Annotated in this window: 18 protein-coding genes; 9 read left to right on the top strand and 9 right to left on the bottom strand. The window is 69.5% G+C overall.

Annotated elements, in window-relative coordinates; translation table 11 throughout:
• The first annotated feature begins 52 nt into the window (after window positions 1-52).
• Window positions 53-358 carry a hypothetical protein gene (locus OH809_RS16850; protein ID WP_406421609.1) on the top strand — a complete coding sequence of 102 codons (306 nt, stop codon included), beginning with the start codon at window positions 53-55 and terminating at the stop codon, window positions 356-358.
• A 91-nt stretch (window positions 359-449) separates the two neighbouring features.
• On the opposite strand, the gene OH809_RS16845 is transcribed toward OH809_RS16850, so the two are convergent.
• The 5 genes from OH809_RS16845 to OH809_RS16825 all read right to left on the bottom strand — a co-directional run bounded on the left by OH809_RS16845 (window position 450) and on the right by OH809_RS16825 (window position 3,802).
• Window positions 450-662 (bottom strand): hypothetical protein, encoded by a 213-nt coding sequence (locus OH809_RS16845; protein WP_406421610.1) that lies wholly within the window; start codon window positions 660-662, stop codon window positions 450-452.
• 242 nt (window positions 663-904) lie between these two features.
• Window positions 905-1,144 carry a hypothetical protein gene (locus tag OH809_RS16840; protein WP_406421611.1) on the bottom strand — a complete coding sequence of 80 codons (240 nt, stop codon included), beginning with the start codon at window positions 1,142-1,144 and terminating at the stop codon, window positions 905-907.
• Window positions 1,145-1,214: 70 nt separating this feature from the next.
• Window positions 1,215-2,087, bottom strand: a complete 873-nt coding sequence (locus OH809_RS16835) for a hypothetical protein (protein WP_406421612.1) — start codon at window positions 2,085-2,087, stop codon at window positions 1,215-1,217.
• 43 nt (window positions 2,088-2,130) lie between these two features.
• Complete coding sequence (locus tag OH809_RS16830; protein WP_406425150.1) at window positions 2,131-3,102, bottom strand: helix-turn-helix domain-containing protein; 972 nt, start codon at window positions 3,100-3,102, stop codon at window positions 2,131-2,133.
• Window positions 3,103-3,598: 496 nt separating this feature from the next.
• The gene (locus OH809_RS16825; RefSeq protein WP_406421613.1) at window positions 3,599-3,802 is read right to left on the bottom strand and encodes a hypothetical protein; all 204 of its coding nucleotides are present in this window, start codon (window positions 3,800-3,802) and stop codon (window positions 3,599-3,601) included.
• Between the two features lie 445 nt (window positions 3,803-4,247).
• Between OH809_RS16825 and OH809_RS16820 the strand changes: the two genes are divergently transcribed.
• The 7 genes from OH809_RS16820 to OH809_RS16790 all read left to right on the top strand — a co-directional run bounded on the left by OH809_RS16820 (window position 4,248) and on the right by OH809_RS16790 (window position 12,819).
• Window positions 4,248-5,519, top strand: coding sequence for an amidohydrolase (locus OH809_RS16820; RefSeq protein ID WP_406425152.1), 1,272 nt, complete (start codon window positions 4,248-4,250; stop codon window positions 5,517-5,519).
• Between the two features lie 138 nt (window positions 5,520-5,657).
• Window positions 5,658-6,698 (top strand): BMP family protein, encoded by a 1,041-nt coding sequence (locus OH809_RS16815; protein ID WP_406421614.1) that lies wholly within the window; start codon window positions 5,658-5,660, stop codon window positions 6,696-6,698.
• A 341-nt stretch (window positions 6,699-7,039) separates the two neighbouring features.
• Entirely contained in the window at window positions 7,040-8,632 is a 1,593-nt protein-coding gene (locus OH809_RS16810; protein ID WP_406421615.1) for an ABC transporter ATP-binding protein, read from the top strand.
• The gene (locus tag OH809_RS16805; RefSeq protein ID WP_406421616.1) at window positions 8,629-9,744 is read left to right on the top strand and encodes an ABC transporter permease; all 1,116 of its coding nucleotides are present in this window, start codon (window positions 8,629-8,631) and stop codon (window positions 9,742-9,744) included. The genes OH809_RS16810 and OH809_RS16805 overlap by 4 nt, the downstream gene beginning before the upstream one ends.
• The gene (locus tag OH809_RS16800) at window positions 9,741-11,030 is read left to right on the top strand and encodes an ABC transporter permease (RefSeq protein ID WP_406421617.1); all 1,290 of its coding nucleotides are present in this window, start codon (window positions 9,741-9,743) and stop codon (window positions 11,028-11,030) included. Before OH809_RS16805 ends, OH809_RS16800 begins: the two co-directional genes overlap by 4 nt.
• Complete coding sequence (locus OH809_RS16795; protein ID WP_406421618.1) at window positions 11,027-11,425, top strand: cytidine deaminase; 399 nt, start codon at window positions 11,027-11,029, stop codon at window positions 11,423-11,425. The genes OH809_RS16800 and OH809_RS16795 overlap by 4 nt, the downstream gene beginning before the upstream one ends.
• Before the next feature lie 116 nt (window positions 11,426-11,541).
• Complete coding sequence (locus tag OH809_RS16790) at window positions 11,542-12,819, top strand: thymidine phosphorylase (RefSeq protein ID WP_406421619.1); 1,278 nt, start codon at window positions 11,542-11,544, stop codon at window positions 12,817-12,819.
• 99 nt (window positions 12,820-12,918) lie between these two features.
• Here OH809_RS16790 and OH809_RS16785 read toward each other — a convergent pair whose 3' ends face one another.
• Window positions 12,919-16,257 carry a S8 family peptidase gene (locus tag OH809_RS16785; RefSeq protein WP_406421620.1) on the bottom strand — a complete coding sequence of 1,113 codons (3,339 nt, stop codon included), beginning with the start codon at window positions 16,255-16,257 and terminating at the stop codon, window positions 12,919-12,921.
• A gap of 280 nt (window positions 16,258-16,537) precedes the next feature.
• On the opposite strand from OH809_RS16785, the gene OH809_RS16780 reads away from it, so the two are divergent.
• Complete coding sequence (locus OH809_RS16780; RefSeq protein WP_406421621.1) at window positions 16,538-16,891, top strand: STAS domain-containing protein; 354 nt, start codon at window positions 16,538-16,540, stop codon at window positions 16,889-16,891.
• A 390-nt stretch (window positions 16,892-17,281) separates the two neighbouring features.
• Here OH809_RS16780 and OH809_RS16775 read toward each other — a convergent pair whose 3' ends face one another.
• The 3 genes from OH809_RS16775 to OH809_RS16765 all read right to left on the bottom strand — a co-directional run bounded on the left by OH809_RS16775 (window position 17,282) and on the right by OH809_RS16765 (window position 20,504).
• Window positions 17,282-18,271, bottom strand: coding sequence for a sigma-70 family RNA polymerase sigma factor (locus OH809_RS16775; RefSeq protein ID WP_406421622.1), 990 nt, complete (start codon window positions 18,269-18,271; stop codon window positions 17,282-17,284).
• A gap of 124 nt (window positions 18,272-18,395) precedes the next feature.
• Window positions 18,396-19,112: a L,D-transpeptidase family protein gene (locus tag OH809_RS16770; protein ID WP_406421623.1), complete on the bottom strand. Its 717-nt coding sequence runs from the start codon at window positions 19,110-19,112 to the stop codon at window positions 18,396-18,398.
• Window positions 19,113-19,199: 87 nt separating this feature from the next.
• Complete coding sequence (locus tag OH809_RS16765) at window positions 19,200-20,504, bottom strand: MFS transporter (RefSeq protein WP_406421624.1); 1,305 nt, start codon at window positions 20,502-20,504, stop codon at window positions 19,200-19,202.
• Window positions 20,505-20,512: the final 8 nt, after the last annotated feature.

The raw sequence follows: 20,512 nt of genomic DNA, 5'->3' as shown, positions 1-20,512 counted from the left end.
GCGCCGAAGCCCTGCGGCTGCCCGGACATCGGCCTCACGAAAGCAGGTCCCCATGCCGACCCCCGCCATCCGCATGCTGCCCTGGACCGGCCCCGACGGCAGGGTGTGTCTGCTGGTCACCGATCGCCAGGCTCCCGGCGTCGTCTCCAGAGTTGCCGATCAGATCGAGGCCGTGCAGCTCGGCATGGGGGTGGAGTTGATCGGGCACGCAGAGGAGCTGTTGGCCGATCCGAAGGCCGATGCCGGCCAGGTCCGCTACCTCGCCGCCCGGCTGACCGAGGCGCTGCGGGACGCCGTGCGGGTGGCGGCGAGTCGCGGGGCCCGTCTGCACGCGCCGGAAGGATCCATGCCGACGTAAGGAGCGTCTTGCCTGCCGTTCAGAATCTGGCGTGCCAGCCGCTTCCGGGCCCCGGACAGGACGGAGGCCTGAGTTCGGTTGAGCGGCCGGTTCACACTGTGAGACGCAGGACATTCGACACCACTCCGGGTACCAGGAACCACCAAGGAATGTTCTCCGCCGGCATCCCGAATATGAGCGCGGCGACGGCGGCGAAGAGCTGAAGCACGGCCAGCACACGCCCTGCAGTCCGGCTCGGCGGCAGCCACGACAGTGCGGCCCAGGCCACCGGGACCAGAATCCACAGGACGTACGCGATACCCATCAAAGCCCTTTCCCGCTGCGACGCCGCACGGGCGGCCCCCGGAGTTCTGCTCGCTCCCGGGGCGCCGTCAGTTGCTGCCGGCCACTGCTTCGTACGGTCGTCAGATCCAACAACCCCGCCCGGTGCGGCTCCCTGCCGACTCCGCTCCAGCTATCGCCGGAGCCGCCGCTGTCGCCGCCGTCGTTTCCGCCGGGACGACCTGATGCGAGGTGTCCGGGGGACGCAGGAGACAGGGACTACTTCTAGGCGAAGATGTCCTCGATGGACGACGCGGCGGGGGCGCGCAGGAGCCACTGCCTCACGGCGTCCAGATTGCCGCAGCCCGTAATGCGCTCGCGGGCTTTGTCGGGCACGTCGAAACCGCGCTCCTCGAGGATCGCCAGGATGGCGTATGCGAGGCCTTCCACCCGGCCTTCCACCCGGCCTTCGTCCCGGATCTCTTCCGAGAGAGGTGACTTGTAGAACGACAGGTCTCTGGTCACTACGTTTCTCCATGTGCGCGCCGGGACCCACCGGTTCGTGCAGAACACCGGTGGACCTTGGCGAGACGGGCTACTCCTCGGTGAAGATGTCGGCAGCGGCGGTGGCGGTGACTGCGCGGCTGAGCCAAGGGTGCATGACCTGAGGGTCGCCGCAGCCGGTGATCCGCTCGCGGACCTTGTCGGGCACGTCGATACCGCGCTCCTCGAGGATCGCCAGGATGGCGTATGCGAGGCCTTCCGCCCGGCCTTCGTCCCGGATCTCTTCCGAGAGCGGTGACTTGTAGAAAGAAAGGTCCACGGCCACCAGGTTCCTCCACTGTTGTGCGGCCGGGCGGTTGCCCAGGCCCTGTGCGGTGAGTTCGACGATGGGGTCGGCGATTGCTTCCGGTGCGTCCCGCAAGGCGGCAGACAGAGTTTTCAGTATGGCACCGATGTCCGGATCGCCGACGTGTGTGATGGCGGCCAGCGTGGCGAGCGCCAGGTCCTTACGCGCCTCGGCCACGTCGGTGATCACCGGCATGTTGTGCGGGCCCGCGACAAGGGGGCGCAGGGTGAGCGCGGCCCATTGCCGGGGGCCGATGGGGACCTGGCGGCTCGCCCACTCGGCGGTGGCGCGGTCCTGGCAGACGACCAGCAGAAGGGGCGGCAGCCGGTACTTCGTGTGCAGGTAGGACAGGTAGTACGCCCAGCTGGCGGGCTTGTCGGGGTCCTTCTTGCCCTGAGCCTCGATCGCGAGGAGGAAGGTCTCATCGTCCTCAGTGTCGATGCGCAGCAGGGTGTCGACGCGGCGCTCTACGGGCCGGGCCTCGGTGAGGTCGTTGGGCAGGACGGTGGCCGAGGTGGGCGGGGCGAACGCGACACCGAGTACGTCGGAGACGCGGGAGAAAAGTCCCGGGTACTCCTGGAAGATGCGGTGCATCGCCTCGTGGGGCGAGCTGACCATACGACGTTCCTTTGGTTGCGCCGGTGGGGTGGTGGCGTTCGTGTCAGGCGGCTTCTTGTACGCCCGTACGGCAGTCGCGACAGCGCCCTGGTTCGGGAGCGCGGAAGGGCCGGTCGCATCCGTCGCAGTCCTGGAGGGGGTGCGGTCCAGGTGCGGTTACGGGGGCGGACGCCACCGGGAGCGGGGGTGGTAGGTGAGCGGTGAGGCGGTGGGCGAGGAGGCCTGCCGGATGCTCGAGGGGCCCGGGGAGGTTGGTCGTGAGGGCGCGACGTACGGCGTCGGGGTGGGCGTCGCGTTCGAGCCAGGCGGCTACGGCGGGAGCGAGGCGGTGGATGTCGCTCCCGGTCAGGAGCAGGCGGGGTTCGTGGCGACGCAGGCCGGCCAGGAGATCGATGGCCGCGCGATGACGCTCCGGGTCGGGCACGTGCGGCAGGGGGAGCGGCGGGCGCAGGGGGGTGGGTACCTGTTGCGGTTCGGGGGCGGCGGGGGCCTCCGCGTCCGGCCGGGGGATGGGGGCAGGGGCGGGCTCCGGTGCTGGGGGCTGGACAAGTGCCGGTGCGGGAGTCGGGGGCGTCGTCACGGCCGGGCGTCTGGGGCTGAGCTCGGGCCTGGGCTGAACCTTGGGCGCTGTGGTGCGAGCAGCCTCGGAGCTCGGCTGGTTGTACGAGACCGTGCGGGTGACGACCTGGCCGCTGGGGAGACGCTCCCGGGTGCGCTGCAGGTAACCGTGGGACTCGAGTTCGTGTAGTGCGGCGGCGATGCGGGTCTCGCTCTCCGGGAAGCGGTCGGCGAGGAACCTGATGCCGATCTTGGCTCCGGCGGGCAGCGACTGGATGTGTGCGGCAAGTCCGATCGCGGTGAGGGACAGTTCGCGGTGTTGGGTGAGGTGGTTGCCGACGACCGTGAAGCGGCTGGTGTGCCGGGAGTTGATGTGCACGACACCGGACGACGGCGTGGCGCTCCCGGGTACGCGGGACGGGGCGCGCGAGGGGGCGGTAATCTGCTGGGTATCCATCGGGAAGGGTCCGTCTTCCTCGGTGGTCAGGCCCTCGATCAGGATTGCAGTCCTGGCCGGGGGCCGTCGCATGTCTGGGGTTGTTGATCGCCGCGAGCATATGCCGACCAACCAGGCCGAAATCCAGCCCAATTGGCCAACCTCACCCGTGCGGGTGACGGGAGGCAGGGTGGGGTTGGGAAGGGTGGCTTCTCCGGAACTTCAAAGACTTTTACGTCGTGCGTCACCGCGTCGCAGGGAACCGGGTCGAGGAAAACCGCGACCCGGTGGAGGAGGGGGACACGGTACGAACGTGAGCTCCGCGCACACGCTCTTCTGCGGCACAGACCTTGAATCACCCCCAGCGGTCGGCCAGTGCTCCGGCGATGCGCCTCGATTCGTTCGGCGCGGACTGTCACGGAGACAGGCGGTCTCACCGGCCGAGGAACGGCTGAGGCCGCCCGGACGGGATGTCTGAGCGGCCTCGCTTCGGTCGCGGGTCAGGACCTGCCCTGCTCTATGAGTTGTACCGCTCGAAGAACTTCACTCGGTCGTAGATCCAGTTGCCGGGGGCTGTTTCCCAACCTCCTACGGGTTCATTGAGGCTGCCGTCGATCTTCGCGGTCCAGGTGAAGGTCTTGACGTGTCCGTCGTCGTAGCCGTAGAAGGCTCCGAGGTCGTCGCGGCCGTCGCCGTTATAGTCACCAGTGACGATCTGCATGCGGTCGCGCCAGTAGCGTCCTGCGGCTGCGTTCCAGACCTCGATGCGGTTGCCGAGCCGTCGGTACCGCTGGATCGCACGCGGCGCACCACGACACGAACCTGCAGTCCGCCCGGATCTCTGCCCCGCACTCCGGGCATGGCTGAACAATCTGCTCCAAGGTGTCGAGCATCGTCGGGCCCCCTCGTGCCACGGCCCGAAGGGACCGCCCTGTCCACGACGCAGTCGAACCGCATACGCCGGCGACGCGGCGTAGACCCCGTGCACACCGGAACCGGACAGTGGGACAGTGGGGGCATCGGAGGAAAATGGGCGAGTTTACCCACCCCCATCTCGCGGCACACGCTCCGACGCCACATTTTGTTCCTCTATGCGGCTGAACTTTTGTTGATCAGTGGTCAGTTGAGGGGTGAAGGGGCCTACCCTTCACCAGGTGAACCAGTTGATGTCCCGCGATTCCGATGCCGGCCTGCCCGAGGACGCCGCCCTGCCCGGCACGCTGCCCGAACCCCTGCGGGCCGAGCTGATCGCGTTCCGGCGCGATCTGCACATGCACCCCGAGCTCGGCAACCAGGAGTTCCGTACCACCGCTGCGCTCAAGGCCCGGCTGGAGAAGGCCGGGCTCCGGCCCCGGGTGCTCGCCACCGGAACCGGGCTCCTGTGCGACGTGGGTACGTCGGGAGGGGCGCGAAGCTCGGACAAGGGTGGTGGTGGGCGACGGGCGGGCAGTGACACCCGGCCCATGCTCGCCCTGCGCGCGGACATCGACGCCCTGCCCATTCCGGACACCAAGGCCGGCGTCCCGTACCGGTCCACCGTTCCCGACCGGGCGCACGCCTGCGGACACGACATTCACACCACCACGGTCCTCGGCGCCGGGCTCGTGCTCGCCGAGCTCGACCGGCAGGGGCTGCTGCCGCACCCCGTGCGGCTGATCTTCCAGCCCGCCGAGGAGGTGCTGCCCGGCGGCGCGCCCGATGCGATCGAGGACGGGGTGCTGGAAGGCGTCGGGCGGATCATCGGGGTGCACTGCGACCCGAAGGTCGACGTGGGGAGGATCGGGCTGCGGGTCGGGGCGATCACCTCCGCCTGCGACCGGCTGGAGGTCACGCTCGACGGGCCCGGCGGGCACACCGCCCGGCCGCATCTGACCACCGACCTGGTCACCGCCGCCGCCAAGGTGGCCACCGAGGTGCCCGCGCTGCTGGCGCGGCGGGTCGACGCGCGGGCCGGGCTCGCCGTGACCTGGGGGCGGCTGGAGGCCGGGCACGCGTGCAATGTGATCCCACAGCATGCCGAGCTGTCGGGAACGGTCCGCTGCCTGGATCTGGCGGCCTGGCGGGAGGCGCCGGACCTGGTCCACGCCGCGATCGACGAGGTGGCCGGAATGCACCGGGCCAAGTCGGTGATCGACTACATCCGCGGGGTTCCGCCGGTCGTGAACGATCCGGCCGTGACCGATCTGCTGGCCGCCGCGATGACCGGGCGCCGCGGATCGTTTGCGATCGAGGACACCGAACAGAGCCTCGGCGGGGAGGACTTCTCCTGGTATCTGGAGCGCGTCCCGGGGGCCATGGCGCGGCTCGGGGTGCGCACGCCCGGTGACACCCGGCGCCTTGATCTGCACCGGGGCGATTTCGACGCGGACGAGGAGGCGATCACCGTTGGCGTGGAGCTCTTCACCGCCGCGGCTTTGCTCGACGGCAACCGTTCGTAACCGGACAGGTCACCCCCGGTTCGCGACGATCCGGTAACGGCTTCCGTACAGGGCTTTATCTGACATCTACGCGCGTTACGATCGCGGCGAAACCAGCGCCGGAAGAGGCGCTTCGGTCAGGTTTGAAGGAGCCTTCCCTTGCGCCGGGTATCCAAGATCACTGCTGCGTGTGCCATCACTGCGGCATTCGCGCTCACCGCCACCGCGTGCGGCAGCTCGTCCGAGGAGAGCACCAGCTCCGACAACGGCCAGATGAAGATAGGCATGGCCTACGACGTGGGCGGCCGGGGCGACAACTCGTTCAACGACTCCGCCGCACGTGGTCTGGACAAGGCCAAGGCCGAGTTCAAGGCCCAGACGAAGGAGCTCACCGCCAAGAACGGTGAGACCCCGGCCGACCGTGAGCAGCGTCTGCAGTCGCTCGCCGAGGGCGGCTACAACCCGGTCATCGCGATCGGTTTCGCGTACAAGGACGCGGTCGACAAGATCGCCCCGAAGTACCCGAAGGTCAACTTCGGTCTGGTCGACTCGGTTTCCGACGTGAAGAACGCCGCCTCCATCGTCTTCACCGAGGAGCAGGGCTCGTACCTCGCCGGTGTCGCGGCGGCGCTGAAGTCGAAGGACGGCCAGGTCGGCTTCATCGGCGGTGTGGACCTTCCGCTGATCAAGAAGTTCGCCGCGGGCTTCCAGCAGGGTGTCCTGGACACGAACCCGAAGGCCAAGGTGCAGATCCAGTACCTGACCACCGGTTCGGACCTGTCCGGCTTCGGCAGCCCCGACAAGGGCAAGGCCGCCGCCAAGGGCATGCTCGACAAGGGTGCGGACGTCGTCTTCGCCGCCGCGGGCGGCTCGGGTGCCGGTTCGATCGAGGCCGTCGCGGGCAAGAAGGGCGCCTGGTCCATCGGTGTCGACTCCGACCAGGCCCTGGACCCGGCGCTGGCGAAGTACAAGGACACGATCCTGACCTCGGTCGTCAAGAACGTCGACGGCGGTGTCTACGACCTGATCAAGTCCGTCAAGGACGGCAAGCCGGTGACCGGCGTCCAGGCGTACTCCCTGGCCAAGGGCGGCGTCTCGCTGACGACCACGGGTGACCACCTGAAGGACATCCAGGCGCAGCTCGACGAGGCGAAGAAGGAGATCGTCGACGGCACGGTCACGGTCAAGACCACGACCTGATCCGACCCGTCCATCGGGACCCGGGCCAGGGGGTGCCCGCGACGTTCCGCCTGGCCCGCCCTTCGGGCGGACGGCGGGATGTCGCGGGCACCCCCTGGCTGCTTCGGCTGATCGGCCGGGCCCCGATTCGCGTACGGCTTCCGGCCGGGCCCGGAACGTAGCCGTGCGCGCACTGTTGGTCACCTGCTATCGGGTGGCCAACAATTCGGTGGCACTACGCGCGTAGCGCGCGCCGGGCGCGGTACCTTTTTCCGCTCCCACCGCCTCCCGCCCCACCGCCCTCCGCCCTCCGCTCCTGCCAAGGAGAGTGCGCCATCAACGCGTCCAGCAGTCCCCATGCCGTGGAGCTCCGCGGCATCACCAAGCGGTTCCCCGGGGTCGTGGCCAACCACGACATCGACATCACCGTGCGTCGCGGCACCGTCCACGCTCTCGTCGGCGAGAACGGCGCCGGCAAGTCCACTCTGATGAAGATCCTTTACGGCATGCAGAAGCCGGACGAGGGCACCATCGCGGTGGACGGCGAGCAGGTCTCGTTCCACAACCCGGGAGACGCCATCGCGCGCGGCATCGGCATGGTGCACCAGCACTTCATGCTCGCCGACTACCTCACCGTCCTGGAGAACGTCGTCCTCGGCTCCGAGAAGCTGTACGGGATCGGCGACAGGGCCCGCGCAAGGATCAAGGAGATCTCGGACGCGTACGGCCTCGGGATCCGCCCGGACGCCATGGTCGAGGACCTCGGCGTCGCCGACCGCCAGCGCGTGGAGATCCTCAAGGTCCTCTACCGCGGCGCCCGCACCCTGATCCTCGACGAGCCGACCGCCGTCCTCGTGCCGCAGGAGGTCGACGCACTCTTCGACAACCTTCGTGAGCTCAAGGCCGAGGGCCTGACCGTCATCTTCATCTCGCACAAGCTGGGCGAGGTGCTGTCGGTCGCCGACGAGATCACCGTCATCCGGCGCGGTACGACGGTGGGCACCGCCGACCCGGCGAACACCACGCCCAAGCAGCTCGCCGAGCTGATGGTCGGCAGCGAGCTGCCGTCGCCGGAGACCCGCGAGTCGACCGTCACCGACACGCCGATGCTCACCGTCGACGACCTGCGGCTGACCGCCACCGACCCGGACGGGGTGGTGCGTGCCGTGCTCGACGGCATCACCTTCACCATCCACAAGGGTGAGGTCCTCGGCATCGCGGGCGTCGAGGGCAACGGCCAGTCCGAACTGGTCGACGCCATCATGGGCATGCGCCACCTCGACACCGGCGTACTGACCCTGGACGGCGTCGACATCTCCCGTACGCCGACCCGCAAGCGACGCGAGGACGGCATGGCCGTCATCCCCGAGGACCGCCACCGGCACGGACTGCTGCTGGAGGCCCCGCTCTGGGAGAACCGCATCCTCGGCCATGTCACCGAGCGCCCCAACAGCAAGGGCGCGTTCCTCGACCTCAAGGCCGCCCGCGCGGACACCGAGCGGATCGTGCGCGAGTACGACGTCCGTACCCCCGGCATCGAGGTCACCGCCGCCTCACTCTCCGGCGGCAACCAGCAGAAGCTGATCGTCGGCCGCGAGATGAGCCACGCCCCGAAGCTGCTGATCGCCGCGCACCCCACCCGGGGCGTGGACGTCGGCGCGCAGGCGCAGATCTGGGACCAGATCCGCGAGGCGCGCCGCGAGGGCCTTGCGGTGCTGCTGATCTCCGCCGACCTGGACGAGCTGATCGGGCTCTCCGACACCCTGCGCGTCATGTACCGCGGCCGCCTGGTCGCGGACGCCGACCCGGCGACCATCACCCCGGAGGAGCTCGGCTCGGCGATGACGGGAGCGGCCTCCGGCCATCTCGAAGCGCCCGCCGAGCCCGGGACGGATGCGGAGTCCGGTCCGGACGCCGCCGACACCGACCCCCGGGACGGGGGAGAGGACCGATGAAGAAGTTCGACAAGGAGCGGCTGCTCCTGGGGATCGCGGCCCCCGTACTCGCGATCGTGGTCGCCTTCCTGGTGACCGCCCTCGTGCTGGCCGCCACCGGCAAGGAACCGTTCAGCGCGTTCGGCATCATGTTCGACTACGGGGTGAAGTCGGACAGCCAGGTCTACATCCTCAACAAGGCGACGACGTACTACCTCGCGGGTCTCGCGGTGGCCGTCGGTTTCCGGATGAACCTCTTCAACATCGGCGTCGACGGCCAGTACCGCCTCGCCGCCTTCTTCGCCGCCGCCGTCGGTGGCGCGCTGACCCTGCCGGGCGCCCTCCAGATCCCGCTGATCATCCTCACCGCGATGATCGTCGGCGCGATGTGGGCCGGGATCGCCGGTGTCCTCAAGGTCACCCGGGGCGTCAGCGAGGTCGTCTCGACGATCATGCTGAACGCCATCGCGACCGCCGTCATCGGCTATCTGCTCCAGCAGGGCCGCCTCGGTCACCTCGACGAGGCCGGCACGAAGATCTCCACCACCCCGCTCCCGGAGTCCTCGCACTTCTTCGAGTTCCCGACCACCCCGACGCCCGTCTGGGGCTTCATCGTGGTCGCGGTCGTCGCGGGCATCGCCTACTGGTTCACGCTCTCGCGCACCCGGTTCGGCTTCGATCTGCGTACGGTCGGCCAGTCCGGCTCCGCGGCCGAGGCCAGCGGCGTCAACGTCAAGAAGATGGTCGTCACGTCGATGCTGATCTCCGGCGCGGTGGCTGGTCTGGTCGGTATGCCGACCCTGCTCAACGACAGCTACGAGTACAGCGGCGACTTCCCCATCGGCATCGGCTTCACCGGTATCGCCATCGCCCTCCTCGGCCGCAACCACCCCATCGGCATCGCGCTCGGCGCGCTGCTCTGGGGCTTCCTGGAGCGCGGTACCGGAAAGCTCGAGTTCGAGGGGTACGACAAGGAGATCGTCGGCGTCATCCAGGGCGTCATCGTCCTGTGCGTCGTCATCGCCTACGAAGTCGTCCGTCGCTACGGACTGGGGCGCCAGCAGAGCAAGGTCGGCGCGGAACTCGCCGCACAGGCCGCCCGTAACTCCGACCAGCAGGAGGTGTCGGCGTGACCGCCACGGCGACTTCCACCCCGCCGCCCGCGGCCCCCAAGGTCTCCGGTGGCAAGGGCGGCCGCACCCGCCTCTCCTTCCCCGTCGTTCTGCTGATCGTCGCGGGCGCGCTGCTCGCGCTGTCCGCGGTACGCGCCGTCACCGGCGCCCAGGACGTCACCTCGGCCGGGCAGATCAGCGCGGCGCTCGCGATGGCCGTGCCGATCGGGCTCGCCGGTCTCGGCGGCCTGTGGGCCGAGCGGGCCGGTGTGGTCAACATCGGCCTCGAAGGCATGATGATCCTCGGTACGTTCTTCGGTGCCTGGGCCGGCTGGCAGACCGACCCCTGGCTCGGCGTGCTGGCCGGTGTCATCGGCGGCATGCTCGGCGGGCTGCTGCACGCCGTCGCGACCGTCACCTTCGGCGTCGACCACATCATCTCCGGTATCGCCATCAACATCCTGGCGCTCGGGTTCACCACCTACTTCGCCAAGCTCTGGTTCAACACGGGCGAGGCCGCGGCCAAGGGCGGCAGTCCCAAGCAGTCACCGCCGGCCGACGACATCACCTCGGTGACGATCCCCGGCCTGTCCGACTGGCTGCACTCGATCGAGAAGCACCACTGGTTCTTCGTCTCCGACGTGGCCGGTGTCATCGGCGGTCTTGTCACCAATGTGTCGCTGCTGACGGTTCTGGCCGTGGTCCTCTTCGTCGTGACCTTCTTCGTCCTGTGGAAGACCTCGTTCGGGCTGCGGCTGCGTTCCTGCGGCGAGAACCCGGTCGCCGCCGAGTCGCTCGGCGTGAACGTCTACCGCTACAAGTACATCGCGGTGATCATCTCCGGCGGCATGGCCGGACTCGGCGGCGCCTTCCTCTCCCTGGTCACCTCGCACATCTACAACGAGGGCCAGACCGGCGGCCGCGGATACATCGGTCTCGCCGCGATGATCTTCGGCAACTGGCGGCCCGGCGGACTCGCCATGGGCGCAGGCCTGTTCGGCTTCGCCGACGCGCTCCAGCTGCGCAACGGCGGCGAGTCCGTCCACGCGCTGCTCCTGCTGCTCGTGGTCGTGCTGGCCGTGCTCGCCGCCTGGAAGCTCTACCGCAAGAGCTTCGTCCAGGGTGCGGTCAGCGCGGTCATCGCCGCCGCCGTACTGGTCTGGTACCTCGCCACGGACACGGTGCCCACCGAGTTCGTGAGCGCCACCCCGTACATCGTCACGCTGCTCGTCCTCTCGCTCTCCGCGCAGCGGCTGCGGATGCCGAAGGCGGACGGCATGCGCTACCGGAAGGGCCAGGGCAAGTGACGGCCGGCGCGGAGGTCGACTGGGCGGCGCTGCGGAGCGCCGCACGGTCCGTCATGACGCACGCGTACGTTCCCTACTCGCACTATCCGGTCGGCGCCGCGGCACGCGTCGACGACGGCCGTACGGTGTCCGGCTGCAACGTCGAGAACGCCTCGTACGGCATCGGGCTGTGCGCCGAGTGCGGCCTGGTCTCCCAGCTCCACGCCACCGGTGGCGGGCGGCTGACCCACTTCACCTGTGTGGACGGGGCGGGCGAGATCCTGGTGCCGTGCGGCAGGTGCAGGCAGCTGCTGTACGAGTTCGGCGGGCCGGAGCTGATCCTGGAGACGCCGGACGGCTTGCGCACGCTCGAAGAGATGCTGCCGCAGGCGTTCGGACCGGACCATCTGAAGTAGAACTGCTGTGGCCCTCCCGTCCGTTGGGAGGGCCACACCCGTATCCACCCTCTATGCGCGTAGAGTCATTCAGGACTCTTGCGTACATACGTACCGGCCGGAAGGACTCCCAGGACATGGACGCCATCTCCGTCATCCGCACCAAGCGGGACCGAGGCGAGCTGACCCCCGAGCAGATCGACTGGGTCATCGACGCGTACACCCGCGGCGAGGTCGCCGACGAGCAGATGTCCGCGCTGGCCATGGCGATCCTGCTGAACGGTATGAACCGTACGGAGATCGCCCGCTGGACCGCCGCGATGATTGCCTCCGGCGAGCGCATGGACTTCCGGTCGCTCTCCCGGCCCACCACCGACAAGCACTCCACCGGCGGCGTCGGCGACAAGATCACCCTGCCGCTCGCCCCGCTGGTCGCCGCCTGCGGCGCCGCCGTGCCGCAGCTCAGCGGCCGCGGGCTCGGCCACACCGGTGGCACGCTCGACAAGCTGGAGTCCGTCCCCGGCTGGCGTGCCCACCTCTCGAACGAGGAAATGCTGAGCGTCCTGGACACCACCGGCGCCGTGATCTGCGCCGCCGGTGACGGACTCGCCCCCGCCGACAAGAAGCTGTACGCGCTCCGCGATGTCACCGGCACCGTCGAGGCCATCCCGCTGATCGCCAGCTCGATCATGTCCAAGAAGATCGCCGAGGGCACCGGCGCGCTCGTCCTGGATGTCAAGGTCGGCTCGGGCGCCTTCATGAAGACCATCGAGGACGCCCGCGAACTGGCCTCCACCATGGTCGCGCTGGGCACCGACAGCGGAGTGCGGACCGTCGCGCTGCTCACCGACATGGCCACCCCGCTCGGCCTGACCGCGGGCAACGCCCTGGAGGTGCGCGAGTCGGTCGAGGTGCTGGCCGGCGGCGGCCCGAAGGACGTCGTCGACCTCACCCTGGCCCTCGCCCGCGAGATGTTGGACGCGGCCGGACTCAAGGACACCGACCCGGAGAAGGCCCTGGCCGACGGCTCCGCGATGGACGTCTGGCGCCGGATGATCTCCGCCCAGGGCGGCGACCCGGACGCCGCGCTCCCGGTCGCCCGCGAACAGCACGTGGTCACGGCGCCGTCCTCCGGCGTACTGACCCGCCTGGACGCGTACGACATCGGCGTCGCCGCCTGGCGCCTCGGTGCGGGTCGGGCCCGCAAGGAGGACCCGGTGCAGGCCGGCGCGGGCATCGAACTGCATGCCAAGCCGGGCGACCCGGTGACCGAGGGCCAGCCGCTGCTGACGCTCCACACGGACACCCCGGAGAAGTTCGCCTACGCGCTCCAGGCGCTGCCCTCGTCGTACGACATCGCCCCGGCCGGCACGGAGTTCACGCCGACCCCGGTGGTGCGCGAGCGCATCGCGTAGGACTGTCCGAGAACGCGAACGGCCCGCCGGGGTGGAGGAATCCGCCCCGGCGGGCCGCTCTCGTGCAGGCGGTGCGCCTACCGGCTCACCTGTGAATGCCTACTTGCCGAAGTACGCGTTGTAGATCGACACCGACGACTTGTTGCCCTGCTTGTCCGTGACATTGGCCCGGTACGAGATGGACTTGCCCTTGGCCGGGTTCTTCACGGAGAGCTTGCCCGACTTGACCGTGGACTTCTTCCAGGTCTTACCGGCGTCGTAACTGACATACACCGTCAGCGACTTGAGGTTCTTACCGGCGGCTGAACCTTGCACCGTCACCGGCACCGAAGCGGTCCTGCCCGCCGTCACCCTGCCGTCCAGCGTCACATTGGGCGTGAAGCGGACCGTGGACGCCGGGAGCTTCGCGGAGGCGGCCCTCTTGGACTTGAAGGTCCAGCTCGCGTCGATGCGGGTGGACAGGGTGCCGATCCTGGCGCTGCGCCGGACCGAGGTCGTCAGCTTGTAGTCCGCGGAGGCGGCCGGGACGACGAACGGCTCAAAACCGAAGAGCGGGTCCTGGTTCTCGGCGAACTTCTTGCCGTTGCGGTAGAGGACGGTCTTCACCGAGGTGTAGTCCGTGTAGCCATCGTGGCCCTTGCCGTCCGCGTGCAGCGGGAGAATGGCGGACAGCTCGTTGCCCTCGCGGAGGATGCCGTCGCTCTTGCCGATCCGCGGCCCGAAGACACCGGTGTTGACGGTCTTGGTGTAGGTCTTGCCACCGGTGAACGCCTGTTCGGCGCCGAGCGAGTACATGGTTTCACGGATCGGCCAGCCCTGGTCGTCTCGGCCGCCGTTCTGTCCGAAGTCGAAGCTCCACTTGGCCTTGTCGACGGTGGAGACATAGACCGTGCGCGTGCCGGGAAGCTTCTGCGGCACCGGCATGGAGAATGACCCGCCTTCGTCGGGCAAGCTGCCCCATGCGTTGATCTCACCGGTCTTGCGGCTCACACCAGGTACCCCCATGGTCACCTTCACCGCGGCGAACTGCTTGGCCGTCAGGGTGCGGGTGTAGCCGCTGGAGAGCCGGGTCACCGGGAGGCCGCCGAGCGCGATGTCGTACTCGCTCGACGCACCCTTGTACCAGGTGCCCATCCAGTGCTGGGACAACGAGCCGTCGGTCACCTTCGGGCCGACGTGCGCGGTGCGGAAGTTCTTCTGGTCCGGCACGGCGTAGTTGTAGGACATCGAGTGGTCTCTGTCGTCGATCGTGAAGCCGGTCGCGACGTACCCGGGCGTGAGCCCCTTCACGGGCAGGGTGATGCTGACCGGCTTGGTCGTGCGGGCGTCGAACGTCACCGTGGTGTTCTTGGTGACGTTCAGCTTCGGCTGGGCGAACCAGTCGCCGCCCTTGTAGGTGTCGTCCGAGCCCAGCATCTGGTCCGCGCTGAGTGTGTACAGGCCCTTGGGCACCCGCAGCTTCAACGAACCGTTGGTGATCTCCGGCATGAGCCACACGTCGGAGATCGCGTCGTCGAGGCCGGAGAGGTCGGCCCTCGCGGCCGCGGGCGCCTTGCCGTCGCGGCCGATGGCCTTGAGCGTCACGTCGTACGACTCGATCTCGCGCTCCACCGCGGCCGCCGTGCGGACGGTCTGGCCGCCACCGGTCGCCACGACATACGCGGAGTACGAACCGTCCGTCGTGCCGCCCAGCCGGGTGTTCGCCGTCAGCGGCACCTCGGCCGTGCCGCCCGCCGGGACGGTGACCTCGTTCGCCCCCAGGGCGAAGAAACCGGCCGGGGCGGGCTTGCCCTTCGGATTGAGACCCGTCACCGCCAGCGAGAGGGTGACGTCGGTCGTCCCCAGGTTGCGGTATGTCACCTGCTTGGTGACCGGGGCGTCATCGGTGTGCGGCCACTGCTGCGTACCGAATCCGACCGAGACCGGGTCGGCGATGACGCTCTGGCCGATCGCCCTGTCGAGGGCGATCCTGCCCGTGCCCTGCTCGAACGGTGTGTACGCGCCCGGCTTGGCGGAGGCCGTCAGGGCCCCCTTCAGCTCTGTGCTCCGCCACTGCGGGTGCTGCTGCTTGAGTAGCGCCGCGGCGCCCGCGACATGAGGGGTCGCCATCGACGTACCGGAGATGGTGGTGTAGCCGGCCGGCTTCTGGCCGACTTCCCGGTCGATGAGCGAGCCCGGTACCGCGGCCGCCGTGATGTCCACGCCGGGGGCGGTGACATCGGGCTTGATCGCTGAGTCGCCGATGCGCGGACCACGGCTGGAGAAGTCGGCCAGCTTGTCGTTGTCGTCGACGGCGCCGACGGTCAGTGCGGCGTCCGCACTGCCCGGGGAGTTGACCGTGCCGGCGCCGTCGCCCTCGTTGCCCGCCGCGATGGCGAACAGTACGCCGGTCTCGGCCGACAGCTTGTTGACCGTCGCCTCCAGGGGATCGATCCCCGGCTGGTCGAGACCGCCGAGACTCAGGTTGACGATGTCGGCGCCCTGCGCTGCCGCCCACTCCATCCCGGCCACGATGCCGGAGTCCGTGCCGTAGCCGTCGTCGTCGAGCACCTTGCCCTCAAGCAGCTTGGCATCCGGCGCCACGCCCTTGAACTTGCCGCCCGACTTGGCCCCCGTACCGGCCGCGATCGACGACACATGGGTGCCGTGCCCGACCCGGTCCTTGGTGTCGGCCGACGTGGAGAAGTTCTTCGTCGCCAGGATCTGGCCCTTGAGGTCCGGGTGGGTGGCGTCCACACCGGTGTCCAGGACGGCGATCTTGACGCCCTTGCCGGTGTACCCGGCCTTCCAGGCGGCGGGCGCGCCGATCTGCGGCACGCTCCTGTCGAGGCTCGCCCTGCGTACGCCGTCGAGCCAGACCCGGTCGATTCCGGGTGCCGTGGTGCGCTCGACGCTGCGGGACTGCTTGACGGTGAGCGCCTGCCAGATGTCCTCGGCGTCGCTCCTGGGCGTGATCACCGACTCGGCGTTCAGCGACTTCAGGGTCCGGCCGACCGAGGTGTCACCGGTGTCCCTGACGCCGGCCTTGGCGGCGTCCGTCTGTGCGCCCCGGTAGCCGACGATCAGCCGCAGGCCCTTCTGCTGGGACCTGCGGATCTCCGGACGGTTCAGGAAGGTGACGTCGAAGAACCGCCGGTCGAGCTTGCCGGAGCCGATCAGCCGGTGGGCGTCGGTCGGAATGATGTACGTGTGCCCGTTGCGGACGTGCCGCTGTACGGGTATCTGCTCGCGGTCCTTCGTGGGCCGGAAGCCCACGACCCGGCCCTTGGCGTCCACCGAGACGCGGTCGCCGGTGATGAGCGTCAGCTGATGGCGGGGCAGGGACTTCGTCCCCGCCGGCCGGACCTGCTCCGGCTGTGCCATCGCCGGGGTGGTCATCCCGGCTGCGAGCGCCACGGCGGCCGCCGTGGCGATGGTCGATACACACGCGTTTCTCACGTGTCTGCGCAACTCTCCCCCTGGAGAATCAGGCGGCCCCCTGAGGGGCCACTGGTCAGTCGGCACCGAATGGGTCGCCGGTGCCGACCGGTTCGCTTACCTAGAGGGGGAATTGATCGAGATGGTTCACAGAAATCGCACAGTTGACGGGAGTTGACGGAAGTTCATCGATTGGTGCCCTTGCCGGCCGGGCGGCCGAGGGACGGGTGGGAGCAGCCACTGGGCGGATACGGGGCGTGCGCCGGGCCGGGGCGCCGGAAAAGTGCGCAAGCGGGCAGCGATGAGTTTCGGCCGCCGGGCCGGTCTCCCCGATGTGGAAGCCATGACCCCGATCGTTCTCGTCGTCACCGGCCGCGTCACGCGGGCCGCGGTGCCGGGACTCTGCGCCGAGCTGGAGTCGCTGCTGTACGACCCCGAGGGCGCCCTCCGCGACCCGGACGCCGGGGTGGACTGCGACGTGGGCGGGATCGTCCAGGCGGATCTGGCCCTGGTCGAGGCGATAGCGCGGCTGGGGCTCGTCGCACGCCGGGCGGGTGGCAGACGGCTGCGGCTGCGCAATGTGCCACCCCAGCTGCAGCATCTGCTGGACCTGGTGGGGCTGGCCGATGTGGTGAACCTGGGGGAGCAGGGCTGAGGGGCTGTCGGGCTGCCTTTGACCGGGAAGCGGGCGGGGCCCGGAGCGTGCGTGCCAGGGCACGACCGCCCGATCAGAGGCAGCCCGACAGCCTCTGAGGTGCCCGGCCCCGCTCCCCGGCGTCAGCCGGCCCGCGTGCAGACCACCGCGACCGGCGGGCTGCCGAGGCCGGGGGGTGTGGTGTCGGCGTCGCTTTCGCGTCGTCGGCGCAGGCGCCGTCGTACCAGTGCTCCGGCTGCGGTTCCGGTTCGGCGCCGGGGGCAGGGGGACGGACCGGGCCGGGCCCTTCGGTGGCGACGGGCTCACCCAGCCACTGCGTGACCCCCCAGCCGCCGAGCGCCAGCACCACCCAGCCCGCCACCAGCGCGTGCCGCAGTCGCGGCCGCCGCGTCACGCCGCCTCGGCCTCGAGGTGGTCGGGCAGGCCGAAGAGCGGAAACCAGCGGGGCGTGTCCAGAAAGCAGTGCATCCCGGTGATGGAGCCCTCCGAGATGTCGATGACCTGCACCGCCCACGGCACGAACCCCGGACCGTCCGGATCCGGTTTGTAGTGCGCGAACGCCGGGGTGCCGTTCGCCGCCGTCGCCACCAGCCGCGAGCCCGCGCAGCCCGCGCCCATGGAGAGCATGAAACCGGTGATGTCGTCGTGCCCCTGGAGCCAGAGGTCGAACGGCGGCATGGTCATCACGGCGTCCTCATGGAGCAGCGCGGTCAGCGCTGCCATGTCGTACCCCTCGAAGGCCGCGACGTACCGATCGAGGAGCTTGCGCTGCTTCTCGTCGAGCGGATCGGCGGTGTCGGCGGTCAGACCCTCGCGGTCCGCGAGGGTCGCGCGCGCCCGCTGAAGGGCGCTGTTGACCGAGGCGACCGAGGTTTCGAGCAGCTCGGCGACCTCGCTCGCCTTCCAGGCCAGTACCTCGCGCAGGATCAGTACGGCCCGCTGCTTGGGCGGCAGATGCTGCAACGCGGCGACGAACGCGAGTCGCACCGACTCCCGCGCCACCGCGGCCTCGGCCGGGTCGGCCACCGACGGCAGGATCCGCCCGTCCGGCATCGGCTCCAGCCAGGTGTTCTCCGGGAGCGGGTTGAGCGCGGCCCGGGAGAGCGGTGTCGGGCCCGTCAGGTCGACCGGGCGAGCCCGCTTCTTCCCCGCGTTCAGCATGTCCAGGCAGACGTTGGTGGCGATCCGGTACAGCCAGGAGCGCAGCGAGGAACGGCCCTCGAACTTGTCGAAGTTCCGCCAGGCGCGCACCAGCGTGTCCTGTACCGCGTCCTCCGCCTCGAAGGCGGAGCCGAGCATGCGGTAGCAGTATCCGGTGAGCTCGACCCGGTGCCCCTCCAGACGGCTGTCGATATCCGCTGGTGCCGTCAGATCACTCATCGTTCCACCCCTGTTGCGCTGTGACGCCGCTCACTTCGGCACTTCGGAAGCTACCGCAGGCCACTGACAACGGGGGCGGGAAGCGCCGAGGCCGCCCGCTCTCCGGCCACGTCCCCGAATCCGGTCACGTTCCGGGCTTGCGCCCGTACACGTACACGTCGTCGCCGTTCTTCAGCAGGTTCCAGTACGTCCTCGCGTCCGCGTCCCGCATGTTGACGCAGCCGTGCGAGCCGGGCGGGTTCCACATCTTCAGATTCACCGAGTGGAACGCCTGCCCGCCGTCGAAGAACTGGGAGTACGGCATCCACACGTGGTAGAGCGACGACCAGTGGTTGATGTGCCGCAGGTAGATCTTCTTCGAACCGGTGCGCGTCTCGTACCCGTTCCGCCCGCTGCGGATCGGCACCGGACCGAACTTCAGCTTCGATCCGTCCTGGATCCAGCTCAGCTGCCGGGTCAGGTCCACACACGCGATGCGCCCCTTGTTCGTGGGGCACTTCCTGTCCTTGTTCGGGTTCGTGCCGGCCGCCTTCTGGGCCGTGAGCGTCTTCATCGTCCGCCAGGTGACCGGTCCCGCGTACCCGATGTCAGGGGTGACCCCGTAGGTACGCTGGAAGGACTGGATCGCCGTGCAGTCGGCGGCCGACTGCTTCCCGTCGACCGGTCGGTGCAGATAGTTCTCGACCTGCTTCTGGTACGGCCCGGTGGATGTGGTGCAGGACGCCGCCTGCGCCGCCGTGCCACCGCCCAGGACGAGCGCGGGCGCCGCCATCAGCCCGGCGACGGACAGCGCGACCGCGCGCCGTGTCCGGACTCCCCGTCTGTTCCCTACGACTGCCATGTACGCCAACTCCCCTTCGCGCCGCAGTGCGTTGATTACGCCTGATAGACGCGCGAAGGGGAGCCGGTGGTTGTGCGTATGTATGTCTCAGTTCTGTACTGACGCCATCGGGACGAGGCACCGCCGCTCGGCGCGGGCGACCCGTGACCCGTACAGCGTGATCGAGACGACGCCGAGGACCGCGAGCAGCCCCAGCGTCACCGTGCCCGCCCAGCCACCGGCGTGGAAGGCGATCGCGCCGAGCGTGCCGCCCGCGCTGGAGCCCAGGTAGTACGCGGACTGGTAGAGCGCCGATGCCTGCGCCCGGCCGGTCGTCGCGGTCCGGCTCACGGACGACGAGGCGACCGCGTGCCCGGCGAAGAAGCCCGCCGTGATCAGGACCAGACCGAGAAGTACGGCGATCAGCTGGTCGGCGAGGGAGAGCAGCAGACCGGCGGTCGTGGTCGAGACGGCCAGGTAGAGGGCGCCGCGGCGGCCGAGCCGGGCGACGAGCCTGCCCGCCGCCGCCGACGACACCGTACCGACGAGGTAGACCAGGAAGATCGAGCCGATGACACCCTGCGGGAGGTGGAACGGCTCCCCGACCAGCCGGTAGCCGATCACCGTGTAGACCGCCCCGAACACCGTCATGAACAGTGCGCCGATCGCGTACAGCCTGCGCAGCAGCGGGTCGGCGAGGTGCCCGCCCACCGTCTTGGCCAGGGCCTTCGGGTTCAGCGAACCGGGCGTGAAGTGACGGGCCCTCGGGATCATGAAGTGGAAGACGGCCGCGCAGGCCACGGCCAGCAGCCCGACCGCGCCGAGCGCCGCCCGCCAGCCCCACAGCTGGGCGATCCAGCCGGTGAGGATGCGGCCGCTCATGCCGCCGATGCTGTTGCCCGCCACGAACAGTCCGATCGCGGCGACCAGCGCCTTCGGCCGCACCTCCTCGGCGAGGTACGCCATCGCGGAGGCGGGAAGTCCGGCGAGGGCCGCGCCCTGGACGGCGCGCAGGGCGATCAGCCAGCCCAGCGAGGGGGCGAAGGGGACGAGAAGCCCGACCAGTACCGCGACCGTCAGCGACGCGGTCATCATCTGCCGCCGCCCGAACCGCTCGGAGAGCGCGCTCATCGGCAGCACACACAGCGCCAGCGCACCCGTCGCCGCCGAGACCGTCCAGCTGGCCTGTCCGGCCGTGGCGCCGAATCCGGCGGAGACGGCGGGCAGCAGCGCCTGGGTGGAGTAGAGGAGTGTGAACGTCGCGACACCGGCGGCGAAGAGCGCGAAGCTCATCCGGCGGTAGCCGGGCCGGCCGGGCTCCAGCCGGTCAGGGGAGGAAACGGGCGCGACGGGCGATGACGGGGCTGAGGCGTCCAGCGTGAGGGTGGACGCCTTGGTACTGGCAGGAGGCATACCTCGAA

Source organism: Streptomyces sp. NBC_00873 (assembly GCF_045207415.1).
Lineage (GTDB): Bacteria > Actinomycetota > Actinomycetes > Streptomycetales > Streptomycetaceae > Streptomyces.
Note: the sequence above shows the minus strand (reverse complement) of the source record. Positions and strands in the feature narration are given on the sequence as shown.

Bases quoted from the DNA above. Each gene is read 5' to 3' on its own strand.
- OH809_RS16850 (WP_406421609.1), top strand. From the start codon at position 53: ATGCCGACCCCCGCCATCCGCATGCTGCCCTGGACCGGCCCCGACGGC.
- OH809_RS16845 (WP_406421610.1), bottom strand. From the start codon at position 662: ATGGGTATCGCGTACGTCCTGTGGATTCTGGTCCCGGTGGCCTGGGCC.
- OH809_RS16835 (WP_406421612.1), bottom strand. From the start codon at position 2,087: ATGGTCAGCTCGCCCCACGAGGCGATGCACCGCATCTTCCAGGAGTAC.
- OH809_RS16830 (WP_406425150.1), bottom strand. From the start codon at position 3,102: ATGGATACCCAGCAGATTACCGCCCCCTCGCGCGCCCCGTCCCGCGTA.
- OH809_RS16825 (WP_406421613.1), bottom strand. From the start codon at position 3,802: ATGCAGATCGTCACTGGTGACTATAACGGCGACGGCCGCGACGACCTC.
- OH809_RS16820 (WP_406425152.1), top strand. From the start codon at position 4,248: ATGTCCCGCGATTCCGATGCCGGCCTGCCCGAGGACGCCGCCCTGCCC.
- OH809_RS16805 (WP_406421616.1), top strand. From the start codon at position 8,629: ATGAAGAAGTTCGACAAGGAGCGGCTGCTCCTGGGGATCGCGGCCCCC.
- OH809_RS16790 (WP_406421619.1), top strand. From the start codon at position 11,542: ATGGACGCCATCTCCGTCATCCGCACCAAGCGGGACCGAGGCGAGCTG.
- OH809_RS16780 (WP_406421621.1), top strand. From the start codon at position 16,538: ATGAGTTTCGGCCGCCGGGCCGGTCTCCCCGATGTGGAAGCCATGACC.
- OH809_RS16775 (WP_406421622.1), bottom strand. From the start codon at position 18,271: ATGAGTGATCTGACGGCACCAGCGGATATCGACAGCCGTCTGGAGGGG.
- OH809_RS16770 (WP_406421623.1), bottom strand. From the start codon at position 19,112: ATGGCAGTCGTAGGGAACAGACGGGGAGTCCGGACACGGCGCGCGGTC.
- OH809_RS16765 (WP_406421624.1), bottom strand. From the start codon at position 20,504: ATGCCTCCTGCCAGTACCAAGGCGTCCACCCTCACGCTGGACGCCTCA.